Consider the following 18075-nt stretch of genomic DNA (forward strand, 5'->3'; position numbering starts at 1 on the left):
TTTAAATTTACAAGGATACGTTATGACTGCCGAAACTCCGGTAAAAGATGAAAACATCGTTTGGCATCAGCACTCGGTTGATAAACAGTTTCGTGCTGGATTAAAAAAGCAGAAGCCTGCGGTACTTTGGTTTACTGGGCTATCGGGTGCGGGTAAATCAACGGTGGCGGGTGCATTGGAAAATCGCTTAGCTGAATTGGGTTATCACACTTATTTGCTCGATGGCGACAATGTGCGTCATGGCTTGTGCAGCGATTTAGGCTTTTCTGAGCAAGACCGTCGCGAGAACATTCGCCGTATTGGTGAGTTAGCAAAACTGATGGCAGATGCGGGGTTGATTGTTTTGTCAGCGTTTATTTCTCCTCACCGCGCTGAGCGTCAATTGGTGCGTGATCTACTGCCTGAGGGTGAGTTTATTGAAGTGTTCGTCAATGCGTCTCTAGAAGTATGTGAAGGTCGCGATCCAAAAGGCTTGTACAAAAAAGCACGCGCAGGTGAAATTCCTAATTTCACCGGTATTGACTCAGAATACCAAGCACCAGCAAACCCAGAAATTGACTTGCCTGCGGGCGAAAAGAGTGTCGAAGAGCTGGTGGAGTTGTGTTTAATCGACCTTAAACAACGCGGCGTGATCCGATAAAAAAGCATTTGGATCATAGGTGGCCAAAAAGTTGTTGTGCAGTTCAAAGAGCTTTTGGATCATAGGTGACCAAAAGCTCTTTTTGCTGTACTAAACAGTGTGATTTACCGTAGGTTTCGCTTCGCTATGAACACTAAATTTATGATTTAAAAGCGCTAACATCTGATCGTAGTACTGACTGTTAGTTTTGTTGCCAAGTAGCTTACACAACTCATTGCCTGTTGGAGTAAAGCGGTAGTACAGCAGGCGCACACCTTTTGTGTTCACCTGTAGTGACAAGTTCTTGCCTTGATACGTGAGCATTAACGGCGTTTCAATGCCAATCTCTCCAGACTCTAATTCGGTGCTGTGCAGTAGCCCCAATTCAATCAACACTAGCAAACTCGAATAAGGAAGCTGGAAGCTCCCCATATTCAGACTGTTGGTCGTATCTCGTTTACCAAAACTGAATATGCCACCATGCGCTTTATATCCAATAAGAAGTTTACGACTGTTATCTCCCCCAAAGCTACAGGCTAATGAAGATGCTCGTTGGAGAATTTGTGCTTCTTTAGGTGTCATGTCCTTCAGCACTTTGAGCGCTTTCATTGATGTTGAGCCTGGGTTGGTTACCTCACGTTTTAATACTTGAGCCCAGAGTTTTTGCATTGAGCTGTTATGTATATCTTGTGCCATATCAAAGAAGCGATATAACCAATCTTGGTCTGGATCCCCTGCGGTCTCATCCCGACACGATGTATGAGCAAGCTTTAATATCTGTTCTAGATTCTTTTGTCTTTGCTCTTGTCGTCTTTGTTCTCGTAGTTGGGCTCGTTCTATTGCAGACTTGGCCGGTGGATCGCTTTGTAATAACGCATCTAAGCCATAGGTCTGTGCAATTGTTTGAACTCGACTTGCACTGTCTTTGATGTAGCTTGATTTTTTATCGTGTGCTTGATGAGTTGAGGAACTCGCATCGTGCTCGATGACGACGGGTTGTTTGATGGATTCTGCCATATGCTGATGCCCTACCAAGAACTTGCGTTTTATGCCTTTGTCAATTTACACCGATAAATGTTGTGCGACCAGAGAGGCATGTCCGGTATTTACAGAATAAAGGCTATTCAAAATGATAATGACTTGTTAAAATTGTTATCGTTATTTTGGAGGGGGTGATGAAATATTCAGATGCAAGTAAACTGAAAAAACACCTGTCGATAGTGCTACTTTTGGTTTTGTATGTTGGCGTTTTAGCGTATTTATCTCGCTACATAGTGTAACTTGCAGACATAAAAAAGGCGCCGAATCGACGCCTTGGTGTATCTATTCAATTAAGTAAACAAGCTACATGTCATCGTAGGCTTCGATCGCTGTGCCTTCAATGACATAACCGGTTTCTGCCAATTCGTGGCTGATGGTCTCGGTTTTTAAGGTCCCCACCACATAAATGACATCCCATAGCTCCTGTACTGGAGCGCCTTTCGGGAATTTTACATAAATGATCTGGTTTGGCGGTGGCGGCGGAACGTGGATACAAGCGCCAAAGTACGGTACCAGTAGGAATTCTGTCACTGTATTCGCATCGCCTTCTAAAGGGATCACGAAGCCAGGAATCTTCACCTCACTACCGTTCAGTTCCGAACGAACATTGCCAATCTTTGACTGTTGAGCCGCACCACCACTGTGATCGGAGGCTGGCATACCCACACTATCAAACATTTTCCGTTCAGCTTCTGGTACAAGATCTATCCAATCAAGTGTCAGAGCTTCATCACTGGCCATGACTGGCGCAGTAAACGAAATCACTAGCAAGCAGCTAGCGAGTATTTTTTTCCACATTTTTACTAGATCCTTATTGTCATCCCATCACTGAGCGATTGTCGGTAAGCGCGGAATGCAGGGATGAAGCCAATCACAATACCGGCACATTGTACCAAGCCAAGTAGCATCCACTCATAAGGAGAGAGCGCCGTTAATGTAAGATGTATACCATAGCTTTGTTGGATTATCGGTTGCAATAGGGCAAGTATGGAATACAAACCAGCTACACCAGTAATGATGCCTGCAAAAGTCAGCAAACTTGCTTCACTGATCAGTAGTGAAAAGACATGTCTTGGCCTTGCGCCCATAGCACGTAGTATTGCCATTTCACGGCGGCGCTCTTGTAAGCTTGTCAGTAGGCTACTCAGCATCCCAAGCAAGCCCGCAACGACCACAAAGCCAGAGACCGCCATCAGCGCTTGCTCTGCAACCGACATCATGCCCCATAATTCATGCAAAGCGACACCTGGCATGATGGCGCTAAGTGGCTCTTTTGGATAAGTATTGATTTGTCTTTGTAGAGCAAAAGTTTGAATGCGTGACTTCAAGCCGACCAACATGGCAGTGATCTGCTTAGGTTGGAAGTCTCTGCTTTTGAGGTCTTCTGCTTTTGGTGTTGGTCCTAAGCGTGCTCCACTTTCCCAACCAACGTGAATTGCTTCAATCGCTTCGAGCGATACATGTACGGTTTTATCAACGGGCGTACCTGTAGGCTCCAGAATACCGACGACTTTAAATGGCAAATTATCGTGACGACTAAAACCAACATCACTGATGCCATGGGCAATGATGATTTCGCTGCCGATGTTATAGTCGAGCTGCTTCGCAACGTCAGAACCGAGAACTGTTTCAAATAAGCCATTGAATTCTTTGCCTTCAGAGAAGGTTAGTGGTTGCTTACTTCCGTACTTGTAATGCTCGAAATAACTGTGGTTGGTCCCCATAACTCGGAAGCCTTTGTGCGAATCACCCAACGAGATTGGAATTGCCCAGTCTACAGCGCGGTGGTGAGCAAACTCTTGGTAACTCTTCCAGTCAATATTGTTGGTGGCATTGCCGATTCTGAATACTGAGTACAGCAGCAAATTCACTTGCCCCGAGCGGCCTCCGACAATTAAGTCTGTGCCAGAAATGGTGTTAGCGAAGCTGTCTTTTGCTTGGGTTCGAATACGTTCAACTCCCAATAAAAGGACAACCGAAATTGCGACGGTCATGATGGTGAGAATGGCCGTCGCTTTGCGGTTCATCAGGCTTTTCCAAGCGTGCTTTACAACGGCACTCATGATTCGCCTCCTAGGGTCTTCGCTTGATTGATGTCAGGCAGATTAAGTGTTCTGTCGAACAAAGATTCTAGAGTTGGGTCATGGCTGACAAAAACCAGCGTGGCATTGGCAAGGTTGGCTTGCTCCATTAGTAGTTCAATAAATGCTTTGCGGTTGTCATGGTCCAGTGCGGATGTTGGCTCATCGGCAATCACCAGTTCAGGTTGACCGATTAGTGCTCGTGCCGCAGCGACACGTTGCTGTTGGCCAATACTCAGCTCCGAAACGGGTTTGTCATGCAGTTCTTTTGGTAAACGTAAACGCTCTAGTAGTGTTGTTGCTTGTTCTTCCAGTGATGCTATTGAAGCATTGAGAGCAACACGGTCGCGGCGAACTTTACTGAACTGACATGGAATTAGGACGTTCTCTATCACATTTAGATAAGGCAACAAATTGAATTGTTGGAAGATATAGCCAATGTGATCGGCACGAAATTTGTCTCTTTGACTTGCCCTTAGGCTAGCAATATCAGTATTTAATACCGACAGTGCACCGGATGTGAGTGTATTGATGCCTGTTAACAGAGCAAGAAGAGTTGATTTACCACAGCCGCTCGGGCCTTTGATAAATACATGCTCGCCTTGAGCAATGTGTAACTGTGGGATATGGATGGTTGCGTTTTCTGAGCCGGGCCAGACAAACTGGGCATTATGCAGCTCAACAACGTTTGACGTGGTTTCAGTCATAATAAATCACCAAAGCAATGGCGTGTAAGTGATTACTTACACGCCATATAAGTTATTTAATTGCGATCTTAGTGTTGTCTTTGCTTAGGTTGGTCGCAGACTGAGTTGTGTCAGTGAACAAGTTAACGCTGATTGTTTCTGTTGCCGGGAACAGTTTGAACCAAGTGGTATCAATGCTGTTTAGGTCAGCAACTGAATCACAGTGGTAGCGATATTCAGCCGTAAACTCACCGTGGCCGCCGTGTTCATGATCGTGACCCTCGTGCTCGTCGTGATGCTCATGGCCTTCATGATCGTGATGGTCATCATGTGCGTGTTCCTCATGCTCATGCTCGCTATGCTTTTCATGATCATGTTTGTCGTGCTCATGCCCATCGTGGTCATGTTTATCATGATCGTGGCCTTCATGGTCGTGGTGATCATGACCTTCATGAGAGTCTTGGCTAAGTGTGTGAGATACGTGAACATCTTCAATCACACATTTCGCTTGTTTGTTGATAGCAAATAGCTTGCCTGTATCTTTTAGCGCAGCAATCGCTTGTTTAAGTGCTTGCTCTTGCTCTGCATTTTCTGGTGCGTGCTCAAAGCCAACAACGTCTGCGCCTGGAGAAGTGATTTCAATCAGTAGGTCTTTACCATCTTGAGCAATATTGAATTCTACGTGACCGTGCACATGCGCTTCGTGTTGACGGTATTCCTCTGCGTTTGCAGTTGCTGTTAGTGATAGTCCGATAACAAGAGCTAGAGCGTGTTTAGAAGGCATTATCTTTTCCTAATTTGCGTAATGTATTGTTTGGTTGCTTTTTAAATCATAGGGTTAGCAACCCGTTTAATTTCTAGTATGGGGGCTTCTTAAGTTTAGGCAAATATAGGCGGTGCACGTGCAGTGTAGCGTACATCACTGACGTTAAACTGTGTTTCGATACAGTCAGAATACGTCGAACGCTGGTAAGTTGGGGGGAGAAGTTCTGGTTGAGCCTTAGCCAAGCCATGATGTGAGCCAGCAAACATCTGGCAATGATGATGGCTATGGTGCTCTGGAATGAGATCAAGTTGATGTGCGATGGTGGCAAAGTTCCATGCAAGCAGTAACGCAACACTGAGTAATACAACAGTGCGACGCCAATGATGTGTGGTTACTTGCCAGCGAGGAGACATCTTAAAACCTGAAACGATACCTGGTGTTATAATATAACACCCATTCTCGCTAAAAGTTCACTCTTTTGTTGCGACTAGAGAAATTATCTTATGTGAAATAATAGCTTACGTTCATGGAGGGGAGGTGCTCCTTGCTTATTGTCTGCAAGGAGCTGAGGTGCATTAGATGTTTTCTTGGATCAAAGCAAGTACTTGGTTGATTTCATCAGAGGTTAGAGCGCCTTCTTTGACGAACAAGATCTTACCTTGCTTGTCTTGCACTACGATTGCAGAACTCTCTTCTTGCAAAGCCCAAGTGTTTGCCACCACGCCATTTTCATCAAGTACCATTGATGACCAAGGGAATTCTTGTTTGCTGTCTTGTGCTGATGATTTTACAAATGATCCGGTACCCCAAACCGCATCATCTTGGTTGATGATGGTTGTCGTTTGGTAAGCATCTTCTGGGAATTTCGCTTCAGTTAGCGCGGTCATTAGCGGCGCGTTCATTGCTTTTGAACTGCTGCGTCCTGCGATTGCATGAATGACACGGACTTTACCTAGCATTTGTTGTGTTGCCCAAGGTTGGTAGGCTACCCCTTCACCTTGCATTACGATCTCTCCGTAAGCATCAACCTTAACGGTAGGGACGCTTTCCCCCATTGAGAGGTTGTGAGCAAGTGCTAAGCTTGGCGCAAGAGCAAAAAAAATCGGGAGGAGAGTCTTAGTTTTCATATTGTTATGTTCCGTATGGGTTGCGAGACTTTCCAAGTATATACTTACAGTGAATAAAAATGTAGAACCATTTATAACAATTATTTAACGTACGATATGCAAAATAGTTGCGATAGTGAGGATTTTTGTTAGAATGAACTCAGTCGCAAATTGCGCATAAAGATTGCCAGGAAAGAGCAATTGGTGTTTTCTCAAAAGGATGTTGAGGTGAGTTATGCTACGTGAGTTTGCTGTGTACCGTCCACGTCAGGTGGCGCGTTTCGTTAAGACTTTGTTTAAAGGTCAGTTCTCAATAGTCGGTGTGGGCGAGTTTCGTTTTGATAATGGAAAAGTGTTACTGCCAGACGTCAAAAATCCGCAACATCTTTCAATTTTTAGAGAAGTAAATCAAGCGATTCTCTCTCTCCCAATTTAAAATCAAGAATTGTAAAAGAGCGACTTTAGTCGCTCTTTTTTGTTGTCGCTATTCTTCGAGACTCGGTGGGAAACAGACTCCTGTGCCACCTAAGCCGCAGTAACCGTTTGGGTTTTTCGCTAGGTATTGCTGGTGGTATGTTTCTGCAAAGTAGTATGGTCCAGCTGGCTGAATTTCGGTCGTAATGGTCGAGCGCTGCTCTTCTTGTAATGCTTGTTGATATTGAGTTTTTGATTTTTCAGCTGCATTCTGTTGTTCTTGCGAGTAAGTATAAATGGCAGAGCGGTACTGAGTTCCTAAGTCGTTACCCTGGCGCATTCCTTGAGTCGGGTCGTGTTTTTCCCAAAATACCGCCAGCAATTGCTCTAAAGAAATCACGCGTTCATCAAATACCACGCGTACTACTTCGGTATGGCCAGTTTTGCCGGTGCACACTTCTTCGTAAGTTGGGTTTGGCGTATAACCGCCAGCGTAACCGACCGATGTTGAGAGTACGCCATCGAGTTGCCAAAAAAGACGTTCAGCTCCCCAAAAACACCCCAGGCCGAGTAATAACTGTTGCTGGTTGGCTTTTGGCTGCGCTGTTAAGCTCGATTGATTTACAAAATGCGTGTCCTCGATCTGCATTGGTGCCTCTCTACCGGGCAGCGTATCTTCTATACTGATCATTGTCTGTTTGTTGAGCATGGTATCTATCCTTTAATACATGTCTTAATTTTGCGAAAGACTCTATTCAGTCTGAATATGATGTTGTGATGACATAGACCGTGTTAAACCTATTAATATTACAGACTTAGCCTTTATTTGGCGTTATTATTGTTTACGTTTATTTAACCTCGTCCAGCTAAAAAGCATGATAAGAAAAGCTACTCCGATCATTGTCAGCCTACTTGCCTTTTCTCATAGCACTTACGCCGATGTATCCCTTACGATAAAGGGGATTGATGGCGCGCTAGAAGATAATGTGAACGCTTATTTGTCTTCCATTCCTGAAGATGATTACTCTACGTCTTTGCGTTTTCAGGCGCGATTAGAACAAAGTATCACCGAAGCACTCAATGCGCTCGGCTATTATCATGCGAAAATTTCATACACTATTACGAAAGATAATGATGAGTTGATCGTTAACGTCCAACCGGGTGAACCTGTCAGAATCAAAGTCATGGACGTGGTGATATCAGGTGAAGCGAATCAAGATGAAGAGTTTACTAAGCTGCTCAATAAGTCACCGCTCAAAGTGGGCCGTATCCTAAACCAAGGAGAGTATGATTCTCTGAAATCAAGCATTCGTAATTTGGCGCTGCAACGTGGTTATTTTAATGGTGATTTTGAGCTTAGTAAGCTTGAAGTTATTCCAGAGCTTAATGAGGCGAATGTACGCTTACATTACAACAGTGGTATCCGCTACTACTTTGGTTCAGTGGAAATTACGGGTAGCCAAATCTGGGAAGAGCGTGTGGCGTCACTTCGCCCGTTTAAGGAGGGGGAACCCTATTTAGTTTCAGAAGTCGGTCAATACAATCAAAACTTGTCCAATACTGATTGGTTCTCATCTGTGTTTGTTGAACCCGATTTAACTAAGCTTGACGATGGACGAGATTTACCGATTAAAGTGTCCCTCGCTCCTGCTGCGAAAAACCAAATTGAAACGGGTATTGGTTATTCAACCGATACTGGTGTCCGCGGGACATTAAAGTGGAAAAAACCGTGGGTGAGTGCACGAGGCCATAGTTTCGACACTGCACTTTCCCTGTCTAAGCCAGAGCAAACTGTCACCGCAGGTTATAAAATCCCACTTGATGATGTATTGCACGAGTACTACCAACTTCAGTTCGGTTTAAAGCGTCTTGATAACCGTGATACGGAGAGTTTGGAATCAAACCTGGCAGTGGAGCGCCATTGGATTACCGATGGTGGTTGGCATAAGACTCTGTACGTACGTCACTTGTATGAAAACTACTCTCAAGGCTTGCAAGAAGACGGTGTACAGTTTGTCCTTCCTGGGGCGTCTTTTTCAAGAACCCGAACTCGTGGCGGAAATATGCCAATGTGGGGAGATAAACAAAGCGTGACTATCGAGTACGGTGATCCCGCGGTGTTGTCTAACACTCGAGTGTTGCGACTACTAGGGCGTACATCGTGGATTCGCGGTATTGGAGAAAATCATCGTGGTTTGTTACGCCTAGAGGGCGGGGCAAATATTACCGATGAACTTGAAAAACTGTCGCCATCGCTGCGTTTCTTCGCTGGTGGTGATAACAATATTCGTGGTTATGGCTATGAGTCGATTTCACCAGTTGATGAGAGTGGCGCTTTGACGGGTGCTAAGTACATTGCGACCAGCACGTTGGAATATCAATATCGTGTCTATGGCAATTGGTGGTTAGCTGCCTTTTGCGATTACGGTGATGCATTCAATAAGACCCCTGATTGGAAAGCAGGTGCCGGTGTTGGTATCCGTTGGGCTTCTCCTGTTGGTCCTGTGAGTTTTGACTTCGCATGGGGCCTAGATGCTGTGCCTAAGAATGACTTCCGCATCCACTTCTCTTTGGGGCCTGAATTATGATCAAAACAACTCTGAAGTGGACGAAATGGTTCTCAATCGGCCTACTGACTCTTATTGTGTTGCTGGCGATTTTCGTCGGCACAATTTTGTTTACCCATCCAGGTCTAAAGTTGGCTCTTTGGGGGACAGAGAAAGCGTTACCGCAGCTTAAAGTCGAGCAAATTCAAGGTTCGCTATTCCCACGTTTTGCGCTGCATAACGTCAGCTTTGTGGATGAGTCTCTCCATGTTGATGCTAAGGTGGAAAGCTTAACGCTAGCGATTAATTTCCGTTGCTTCTTCGATCCTAAAGTGTGTGTGGATGAGTTGTCACTGCAAGGTGTAAACTTCCAGATGCCAGAGCTGCCGCCTTCAAACGAAGAGCAAGAAGAAGAAACACCACCGCTTCGTTCAATCAGTACTCCCGTTCCTATTTTTGTTAACAACGTTAGCTTTAACGACATCAACCTGAACATCTTGGGTAACAAGATTGATTGGCAAGATTTCTCGACTGCATTGTCGATGCAAGGTGACCGATTGGTCATTGCTCCAACTGCATTGAAAGCTATCAATGTGGCACTTGCACCAAGTGAAGGTGCGACAGAAGAGAAACCAGCGCAACCAAAAGATACGGAGCCAAAGACTAAGCAAGCAGAGAAGCAAGCTAAAGCGACGCCAGACTCTACGGAAGATCAACAAAAAGACGCGAAAACCCAAGTTACAGCAGAAGCTAAACCTGAAGGGATTGTACTGCCTGAGGTATGGATTCCGCTTACCATTGAAGCAAAGCGTCTGGATATTCATGATTTTAAATTAGCTGGCGACACTCCAGTTGTCGTTCACCATCTAGGGCTAGAAGCAACAGCAGGTGGTGACAAAGTCGATGTCAAAACGCTAGAACTTGATATGCCAGAAGTGGAAGGCCAATTAAGTACTCAAGTAACATTATCAGCCGATTATCCAATTCAAGCGCAGATTGACGCTCTGGTTAAACAAGCGGATGTAAAAGGTCAGAAACTATCGCTGTCTGCATCTGGTTCGGTTGGCGATTTATCATTGCAGGCGACGTTATCTGACTTGGTGAAAGCCAAGATTGAAGGCCAAGTTCAACCGCTCAAACCTGAGTTGCCATTTGATATCAAGCTGAAAGATGTTGCCGCGCAATGGCCATTAAGTGGTAAGAGTGATTACCAAGTTTCTGTTCCTAGCCTCGCAGCCAAGGGCTCACTAAAGGGCTATACCGTTGCGCTAGAAACTAAGGCTTCGGGTAAAGATATTCCTGATGTGGACGTGGTGTTAGACGGTAAAGGTACTCTGGAACAGATCGATTTGGACAGTCTCGTTGTCAAAACGTTAGGCGGTGAGTTAGCTGGTAAGGTGATGGCTAACTGGTCAGCACCAATTAACTGGCAAGCAGATCTGAATTTGAAGAACATTCAGCCTGGTTTGCAATGGAAAGAAGCGGAAGGTGACATCAGTGGTAGCCTATCAACTTCTGGCTCTCTAACTGAGCAAGGTGGTTGGCAAGTCAGCCTACCTACGCTGGACATCGACGGTATTTTGCGTGGTTACCCACTGAATATCGAAGGCCAACTAGAGGCATCAGATAAGACAGGAAAGGGCGAAGACATTCGGCTTAATACGCAAGGCTTGGCTTTATCTCATGGTCCAAACTCTTTGCGCGCAAAAGGTAAGATCGACAAACAGATCTTGATGGATGTTGAGGTTAACTTCCCCGATTTCGCAAAAAGTGTTCCTGATCTTGGTGGTAAGATGAATGGTACAGTTGCACTGCGTGGCAGTTTAAAGCAGCCAGACATTAGCTTAGATCTCGCGCTTAACCAAGTGAATTGGCAACAGCAGGCAAAGGTAGAAACCATCACTCTAAAAGGGGATGTGACGCCTCTGCCTGCACCAAAAGCCGATGTTAGTCTGGTTGCGAAGAGCATTACCTACGATGACATTAAAATCGATAGTGCTGATTTGGAGTTAAGTGGCGATGAGAAACTGCACCAACTGACGCTAGACGTGGTTTCAGACATCGTTTCAAGTAGTTTAGAAATCGAAGGCACTTTCAAGCAGAAACCAGAAATGATCTGGGATGGTGCATTACGCCGACTCACGTTAAGTACGCCACAAGGCCCTTGGGCACTACAGAAATCGACGGCCGTTAAAGTCAATATTGATAAGCAGATTGCGGATGTACAAGCACACTGTTGGCTACAGTCAAAATCAAGTGTGTGTTTGAGTGAAGATATCAGTGTCGGTAAGAGCGGTGAAGCGAAGTTAGCCATCACTAACTTTGATTTCGACCAAATCAAACAGTTCTTACCAGCCGAAACCAAACTGCAAGGTTCAGTGAACGCCAACGCTTTTGCAAAATGGTCTCCAGACATGAAACCGGAAGTCACGGTGAATGTGGATGTGCCGCAAGGTCAGGTAGAACAAACACTAGAACAGCCAATTAAGGTCGGTTGGGACAGTGTCAGCCTTAAAGCTAAGTTAGCCCAAGACAAACTGGATGCCGAGTGGTTATTTGACGTTACAGATAACGGCGATTTATCTGGGAAGGTGTCGTTAAATGATGTCTCGTCAGAGAAGCCAACTATCGATGGTAAGGTATCACTATCAACGTTCCATTTAGACTTCTTGGCACCACTGATCGGTGAGTACAGCCTATTTAAAGCGAACATGAACACCGACCTGGCTCTGTCTGGTGATGTGATGCATCCGAAAGTGAATGGTCAGTTCTTGATTGACCAGATGAAGTTGCAAGGTGAAGTCACGCCAATCGATATTAACTCTGGGCAAGTTGCGATTAACTTCAAAGGTCATCAAGCGGATTTAGATGCGGGTATTATTACACCTGATGGCAAGCTTGAAATTAATGGTGATGCAGATTGGAGCGACTTAGAAAACTGGCACACCAAAGCCCGAGTATTTGCCAAAGAGTTGAAAGTTGATATGCCACCAATGGTGCAAATTAAAGTTGAGCCAGATATGACCATTGATGTCACGCCAACTTTAGCCAAAGTAGAGGGGAATGTTAACTTACCTTGGGGGCGCATTTTGATTGATGAGCTGCCACCAAGTGCGGTCAGTGTGTCGAGAGACACGGTTATCTTGAACAAAGACATGCAGCCAGTTGATGAAACCCCTGCATTACCATTTAATGTTGAAACTGATATTAATATTAAAATTGGTGACGAGTTTCAGCTGTCAGCCTTTGGTCTAAAAGGTGAGCTGCAAGGTAACTTGAACGTGACGCAAAAAGATAAAGGTCCGTTTATTGTCGGTGAAGTAAACATCATTGATGGCTCTTACCGTTCATTCGGCCAAGATTTGGTGATTGAAGAAGGCAAGATCATGATGAATGGTCCTGCAGATCAGCCTTATGTTTCTATTAAGGCAATTCGTAACCCAGATAATACTCAAGATGATGTCACTGCAGGTGTTCGAGTGACGGGACCCGCGAGTGATCCTTCGGTAGAAATCTTCTCTGATCCTGCGATGCCACAAGCAAATGCATTATCTTACTTATTACGTGGTCAAGATATTGATGCGGAATCTGGCGGTAATGCGATGACTACTACGTTAATCGGTCTAAGCTTAGCAAAAAGCGGCAAAGTTGTTGGTGAGATTGGCGAAGCATTCGGTGTGCAAGACTTGCAGTTGGACACGGCAGGTTCAGGTGATGACTCTCAAGTAACGGTCAGTGGCTATATTTTACCAGGCCTTCAAGTGAAATATGGCGTTGGTATTTTCAATTCGTTAGGTGAGTTCACCGTTCGCTACCGTTTAATGAAGGATTTGTACATCGAGGCGGTGTCTGGATTAGATAGTGCTGTCGATATTCTTTACCAATTCGAGTTTGATTAGGTGCATTCGATAACAAGGAGCAGTTATGCAGCATCTCGTATTTGTCTATGGCACTCTTCGTCAAGGAGAGTCAAACCATCACTACCTGAAGTCAGCACAGTTTTTGGGGCATCATGAGACTGATGCCCAGTTTGCGCTGTTCGATCTAGGGCCTTATCCGGCATTGTCTCGCGGTGAAAAGAGGGTGTTTGGAGAGGTCTACCTTATTGATGAACAAACGTTAGAAGCTTTAGACCTGCTTGAAGATGTGCCAGTGGAGTACCGACGAGAGAGCATTGCAACACCGTTTGGCCAAGCTTGGATCTATCTTTATCAAGATACAGAACAACTTTCCGAAGAGATTGCTTCAGGAGATTGGTGCCAGCGAGTGTGAACTATACTTGAACCAGCAACGTATGCATTGACGATATATACAACAAAGACTTGGGAGGTCTGCGATGAAATATCTATCTCCAATCATACTACTGCTGCTTGTTGGTTGTTCTAATAGCACACCGCCAAGCGGTACTGACAGCATGCAATGGAATCAATACGGTATGCAGCGCGCGGAAGCGGGTGATACTAAGCTGTCTATGCAAGAGCTTAACAAAGATGATGAGCTTTACATGGCGTATAGCAACGGCTATGAAACAGGTCGTGCTAACTATTGTGCTCAAGACGCTTTCTCATTAGGTGAAAGCAGGCGTTATTACCGAGGTATTTGCGATGAGATTGACGATAGGTTTCGTCGAGAATATGAGTTGGGCAGAACCCTCAAGGGTAGTAAACGTTACTGATTTAATCGCCCCTAGTACAGCTTAGAACAAAGAGCCGCAGTTAATTAGCGCGGCTCTTTGTCTCTTTATTAGAGGCTATTTTTGGCCTTGAGCGCGTTCATAAGATTCTAAAATCTCAGCTTTCGCAGCTTCTACATCAGCCCAACCGTCGACTTTCACCCACTTGCCTGCTTCAAGCTCTTTGTAACGTTCAAAAAACTGTGTGATTTGAGCTTTGAGTAGCTCTGGAATATCTTCAACATCTTGAATGCCTTCGTACTCTTTTGAGATTTTAGAGTGCGGGACAGCGAAGACTTTCGCATCTTCACCTGATTCATCTGTCATTTTCAGTACACCGACTGGACGGCAGCGAATCACAGAACCTGGCATTAATGGGTAAGGGGTCGGGACCAGTACGTCCACTGGGTCACCGTCTAGAGAAAGAGTATCGTTCACATAACCATAGTTACATGGGTAGAACATTGGCGCAGACATGAAACGGTCGACAAATACAGCACCAGTGTCTTTATCTACTTCGTATTTGATTGGATCCGCGTTAGCAGGGATTTCGATAACGACATAGATATCGTCAGGCAGTGATTTACCTGCTGGTACGTTGTTTAAGCTCATTTGAATATTCCTTTTCATTGAGGATTAAGCGTTTAGAGGCTTAATCTGGCTAATATTTACGCAGTTCACTTTAACGACAAAAACGCGGCAGGTAAACACCCGCCGCGTTGGACAAAGGTCTGAAATTAGTCTTCTTCGCGATTCAGCTCAAGAAACTCTTCGACTTTGTTGACCATGTTCTTTGAACCCACAAAGAAAGGCACGCGCTGGTGCAGTTCAGTAGGTTTCAAATCCATAATGCGGTTTACACCGTCAGACGCCAAACCGCCAGCTTGCTCAATCAAGAATGCCATTGGGTTGCATTCGTACAACAGACGCAGTTTGCCTTGAGGGTGGCTTTGCGTGCTTGGGTACAAGTAGATGCCGCCTTTCAGCAGGTTACGATGGAAGTCTGCAACCAATGAGCCGATGTAGCGAGATGTGTATGGGCGACCATCTTCAGGCACATTCTCCTGACAGTACTTGATGTACTTCTTCACGCCCTGCGGGAAGCGGATGTAGTTACCTTCGTTGATCGAGTAGATCTTGCCGTCTTCTGGGATCATCATGTTTTCATGAGATAGACAGAAGCTGCCAATCGATGGGTCGTAAGTGAAGCCGTTTACGCCATTACCCGTGGTGTAAACCAACATAGTAGATGAGCCGTAAATCACGTAGCCCGCCGCCACTTGTTTGTGACCAGGCTGTAGGAAGTCTTCTTCTGTTGGTGGGGTACCAATAGGAGAAACTCGACGGTAAATAGAGAAAATCGTACCGACTGATACGTTCACATCGATGTTTGATGAGCCATCGAGTGGGTCCATTAGTACAACGTACTTTGCGTTTTGGTTAAGTTCTTTATTGAACGCAACCGCTTCATCTTCTTCTTCACTGGCAACGCCACACACTTGGTCGCGTGCTTCGAGCGCTGCTTTGAACTTGTCGTTCGCGTATACATCAAGTTTTTGCTGATCTTCGCCTTGTACGTTCTCTGTACCTACAGCGCCAGTGATATCACCAAGACCTGCCGCATTGATTTCGCGGTTTACGATTTTTGCAGCTAAACGAATAGAAGCTAATAGAGATGAAAGATCACCGCTAGCGTGGGGGAAATCCGCTTGTTTCTCAACAATGAATTCGCCTAGGGTGCGCAGTCCTGACATGGTTTATCCTTACATTTTTCATTTCGTTGGGGGTGTCACGCAATGGGGTCATCTCTTTATGGATGTTAAACGATTGCGTTAGATGTAAGTTTATGACGTAGATCTTATTAATGGTAATGAAGTAACCGACTGAGATCGCAAATTATTTGTCTTATTGCATAAGAAGCGAATCTCTTGGTTAATGCTTGGTCAGTCAGCCCTAAGCCCTGTCAGATTTGTGAAAGAGACTGCAAGAACACAGCGAAAGGCTCTCGCTTTTCTGGTGGTTATCACGATAATGAAAGGATTAAAGAACGCATTACAAGGTTAAGTTTATGCACATTCATATCTTGGGTATCTGCGGCACGTTTATGGGCGGTGCGGCAATTTTAGCGCGTCAGCTAGGTCATAAAGTGACGGGTTCGGATGCCAACGTTTATCCACCAATGAGTACCCTGTTGGAGTCTCAAGGTATTGAAATTATTGAAGGCTTTGACCTTTCTCAACTTGACCCACAACCTGACCTCGTGGTGATTGGTAACGCGATGAGCCGTGGTAACCCATGTGTTGAGCATGTGCTGAATACCAATATGCGTTACACCTCTGGCCCACAGTGGTTACAAGAGTTTCTATTACACGATCGCTGGGTTCTGGCGGTATCGGGTACCCATGGTAAAACCACCACTTCAAGTATGTTGGCTTGGATCCTAGAAGATTGTGGCTACCAACCGGGATTCCTTGTTGGTGGTGTGCTGGGTAACTTCGGTGTATCCGCTCGTTTGGGTGAAAGCATGTTCTTCGTCGTCGAAGCGGACGAATACGACAGTGCTTTTTTCGATAAACGATCTAAGTTTGTTCATTACCATCCACGCACGTTGATCATGAATAACCTTGAGTTCGATCATGCGGACATCTTCGATGATCTAGAAGCGATCAAGCGTCAATTCCACCACTTGGTGCGCACTGTTCCAGGCAACGGTTTGATCCTTGCACCAAAGCAAGATCAGTCGCTACAAGACGTGATCGAGCGCGGTTGTTGGACAGAAAAGCAGTTCTCAGGGGTCGATGGTGATTGGCAAGCACACAAACTGGTTGTTGATGGCTCAAAATTTGAAGTGTCACTGCAAGGTGAGAAAGTGGGCATTGTGGATTGGGACCTTGTTGGTGATCACAACGTGGATAACGCTTTGATGGCTATCGCTGCTGCGCGTCATGTTGGTGTTGCACCAGAACTGGCTTGTCAGGCTCTTGGTCGCTTTATTAATACCAAACGTCGCTTGGAGCTAAAAGGCGAAGAGCAAGGCGTGACGGTTTATGATGATTTTGCTCATCATCCAACGGCGATTGAACTGACATTGGGCGGTTTACGTAACAAGGTTGGTGAAAAACGTATCCTTGCCGTTTTAGAACCTCGTTCTGCGACCATGAAACGTGGAGTGCACAAGAATACTTTAGCGGCTTCTCTACACAGTGCCGATGAAGTGTTCCTCTTCCAACCAGATAGCATTGATTGGTCGGTACAAGAGATTGCAGACCAGTGTAAACAGCCTGCGTTTGTTGATGCAGAGATGGAAACTTTTGTCGCAAAAATCGTCGAACGAGCGCAACCGGGCGACCAAATTCTCGTGATGAGTAATGGTGGCTTTGGTGGTATCCACGGCAAGCTTCTAGAACAACTGAAACAAAAAGCTTAATGACATTTATGCAGCAAAAAGTAACCCCTAAAAAAGCCATCACATTAGCACTAACGGGTGCCTCTGGTGCCCCATATGGACTTCGTCTTCTTGAATGTTTAGTGGCAGCGGATTACCACGTCTACGTGTTGATCTCTTCGGCTGCCCGCGTGGTAATGGCGACCGAACATGACCTGAAACTGCCAAGTGGCCCTGAAGCGGCGCAAAAGGCGCTGGTTGAACACCTTAATTGCAATCCAGATAACATCACCGTTTGTGGCAAAGATGATTGGTTCTCGCCTGTGGCTTCGGGCTCTGCGGCACCTAAGCAAATGGTGGTGTGTCCATGTTCTGCAGGGAGTGTCGCGGCCATTGCACACGGCATGTCGGATAACTTGATTGAGCGTGCTGCTGATGTGGTAATGAAAGAGCGCGGACAGTTGCTGCTTGTAGTGCGTGAAACGCCATTCTCGACGTTGCATCTTGAAAACATGCACAAGCTTTCGCAAATGGGTGTCACCATTATGCCTGCAGCGCCGGGCTTCTATCATCAACCTAAAACTATCGAAGACTTGGTTGATTTCATGGTGGCGAGAATTCTTGATCACCTTGGCATTGAGCAAGGTTTAGTGCCACGTTGGGGTTATGACCAACGTTGATTGTGTAATCAATAAAAGACCTTTACAATCCATCCAACTCATCGGGGAGCAAACCCACTTGGCATTGATCTTATCAATA

18 protein-coding genes are annotated in these 18075 nt (G+C 45.4%); 8 read left to right on the forward strand and 10 right to left on the reverse strand.

The features are described 5' to 3' along the window. Positions 1–22 precede the first annotated feature (22 nt). Positions 23–640 carry an adenylyl-sulfate kinase gene (gene cysC / locus J4N37_RS01435; RefSeq protein ID WP_005450533.1) on the forward strand — a complete coding sequence of 206 codons (618 nt, stop codon included), beginning with the start codon at positions 23–25 and terminating at the stop codon, positions 638–640. Between the two features lie 90 nt (positions 641–730). Here the strand turns inward: cysC and J4N37_RS01440 are convergent, their stop codons facing one another. The 7 genes from J4N37_RS01440 to J4N37_RS01470 all read right to left on the reverse strand — a co-directional run bounded on the left by J4N37_RS01440 (position 731) and on the right by J4N37_RS01470 (position 6320). Next, positions 731–1636 (reverse strand): TIGR03899 family protein, encoded by a 906-nt coding sequence (locus J4N37_RS01440; protein WP_010445404.1) that lies wholly within the window; start codon positions 1634–1636, stop codon positions 731–733. A gap of 327 nt (positions 1637–1963) precedes the next feature. Then, positions 1964–2458 (reverse strand): DUF3299 domain-containing protein, encoded by a 495-nt coding sequence (locus tag J4N37_RS01445; protein WP_010445406.1) that lies wholly within the window; start codon positions 2456–2458, stop codon positions 1964–1966. Positions 2459–2463: 5 nt separating this feature from the next. Then, the gene (locus tag J4N37_RS01450) at positions 2464–3723 is read right to left on the reverse strand and encodes an ABC transporter permease (protein ID WP_252041533.1); all 1260 of its coding nucleotides are present in this window, start codon (positions 3721–3723) and stop codon (positions 2464–2466) included. Next, positions 3720–4448 carry an ABC transporter ATP-binding protein gene (locus J4N37_RS01455; RefSeq protein WP_252041534.1) on the reverse strand — a complete coding sequence of 243 codons (729 nt, stop codon included), beginning with the start codon at positions 4446–4448 and terminating at the stop codon, positions 3720–3722. The genes J4N37_RS01450 and J4N37_RS01455 overlap by 4 nt, the downstream gene beginning before the upstream one ends. A gap of 52 nt (positions 4449–4500) precedes the next feature. Then, the gene (zrgA, locus tag J4N37_RS01460; RefSeq protein ID WP_252041535.1) at positions 4501–5211 is read right to left on the reverse strand and encodes a zinc uptake protein ZrgA; all 711 of its coding nucleotides are present in this window, start codon (positions 5209–5211) and stop codon (positions 4501–4503) included. 95 nt (positions 5212–5306) lie between these two features. Next, complete coding sequence (locus tag J4N37_RS01465; protein ID WP_010445413.1) at positions 5307–5606, reverse strand: DUF2607 family protein; 300 nt, start codon at positions 5604–5606, stop codon at positions 5307–5309. A gap of 162 nt (positions 5607–5768) precedes the next feature. Further along, on the reverse strand, positions 5769–6320 hold the full coding sequence (locus J4N37_RS01470; RefSeq protein WP_010445415.1) for a YtfJ family protein: 552 nt from the start codon (positions 6318–6320) through the stop codon (positions 5769–5771). Positions 6321–6534: 214 nt separating this feature from the next. Here J4N37_RS01470 and J4N37_RS01475 point away from each other — a divergent pair, with 214 nt between their 5' ends. Beyond that, entirely contained in the window at positions 6535–6735 is a 201-nt protein-coding gene (locus J4N37_RS01475) for a DUF1107 domain-containing protein (RefSeq protein ID WP_010445417.1), read from the forward strand. A 48-nt stretch (positions 6736–6783) separates the two neighbouring features. Here J4N37_RS01475 and msrA read toward each other — a convergent pair whose 3' ends face one another. Continuing rightward, positions 6784–7422, reverse strand: coding sequence for a peptide-methionine (S)-S-oxide reductase MsrA (gene msrA, locus J4N37_RS01480; protein ID WP_252041536.1), 639 nt, complete (start codon positions 7420–7422; stop codon positions 6784–6786). Between the two features lie 166 nt (positions 7423–7588). Here msrA and tamA point away from each other — a divergent pair, with 166 nt between their 5' ends. The 4 genes from tamA (at position 7589) to J4N37_RS01500 (ending at position 13934) form a co-directional block, all read left to right on the forward strand. Next, entirely contained in the window at positions 7589–9301 is a 1713-nt protein-coding gene (gene tamA / locus J4N37_RS01485) for an autotransporter assembly complex protein TamA (RefSeq protein WP_252041537.1), read from the forward strand. Beyond that, complete coding sequence (gene tamB / locus J4N37_RS01490) at positions 9298–13158, forward strand: autotransporter assembly complex protein TamB (protein ID WP_252041538.1); 3861 nt, start codon at positions 9298–9300, stop codon at positions 13156–13158. Before tamA ends, tamB begins: the two co-directional genes overlap by 4 nt. A 25-nt stretch (positions 13159–13183) precedes the next feature. Next, complete coding sequence (locus tag J4N37_RS01495; protein WP_010445423.1) at positions 13184–13531, forward strand: gamma-glutamylcyclotransferase family protein; 348 nt, start codon at positions 13184–13186, stop codon at positions 13529–13531. A gap of 64 nt (positions 13532–13595) precedes the next feature. Then, positions 13596–13934 (forward strand): DUF2799 domain-containing protein, encoded by a 339-nt coding sequence (locus tag J4N37_RS01500; protein ID WP_010445425.1) that lies wholly within the window; start codon positions 13596–13598, stop codon positions 13932–13934. A 75-nt stretch (positions 13935–14009) separates the two neighbouring features. On the opposite strand, the gene ppa is transcribed toward J4N37_RS01500, so the two are convergent. Next, positions 14010–14543, reverse strand: coding sequence for an inorganic diphosphatase (gene ppa / locus J4N37_RS01505; protein WP_010445428.1), 534 nt, complete (start codon positions 14541–14543; stop codon positions 14010–14012). A gap of 125 nt (positions 14544–14668) precedes the next feature. Further along, on the reverse strand, positions 14669–15685 hold the full coding sequence (fbp, locus tag J4N37_RS01510) for a class 1 fructose-bisphosphatase (protein WP_005430527.1): 1017 nt from the start codon (positions 15683–15685) through the stop codon (positions 14669–14671). A 314-nt stretch (positions 15686–15999) separates the two neighbouring features. On the opposite strand from fbp, the gene mpl reads away from it, so the two are divergent. Next, positions 16000–17358 (forward strand): UDP-N-acetylmuramate:L-alanyl-gamma-D-glutamyl-meso-diaminopimelate ligase, encoded by a 1359-nt coding sequence (gene mpl / locus J4N37_RS01515; RefSeq protein ID WP_252041539.1) that lies wholly within the window; start codon positions 16000–16002, stop codon positions 17356–17358. Beyond that, positions 17358–17996 (forward strand): flavin prenyltransferase UbiX, encoded by a 639-nt coding sequence (locus J4N37_RS01520; protein WP_038885341.1) that lies wholly within the window; start codon positions 17358–17360, stop codon positions 17994–17996. The genes mpl and J4N37_RS01520 overlap by 1 nt, the downstream gene beginning before the upstream one ends. The last annotated feature ends 79 nt before the right edge of the window (positions 17997–18075 follow it).

This window comes from Vibrio sp. SCSIO 43153, from assembly GCF_023716625.1.
Classification (GTDB): domain Bacteria; phylum Pseudomonadota; class Gammaproteobacteria; order Enterobacterales; family Vibrionaceae; genus Vibrio; species Vibrio rotiferianus.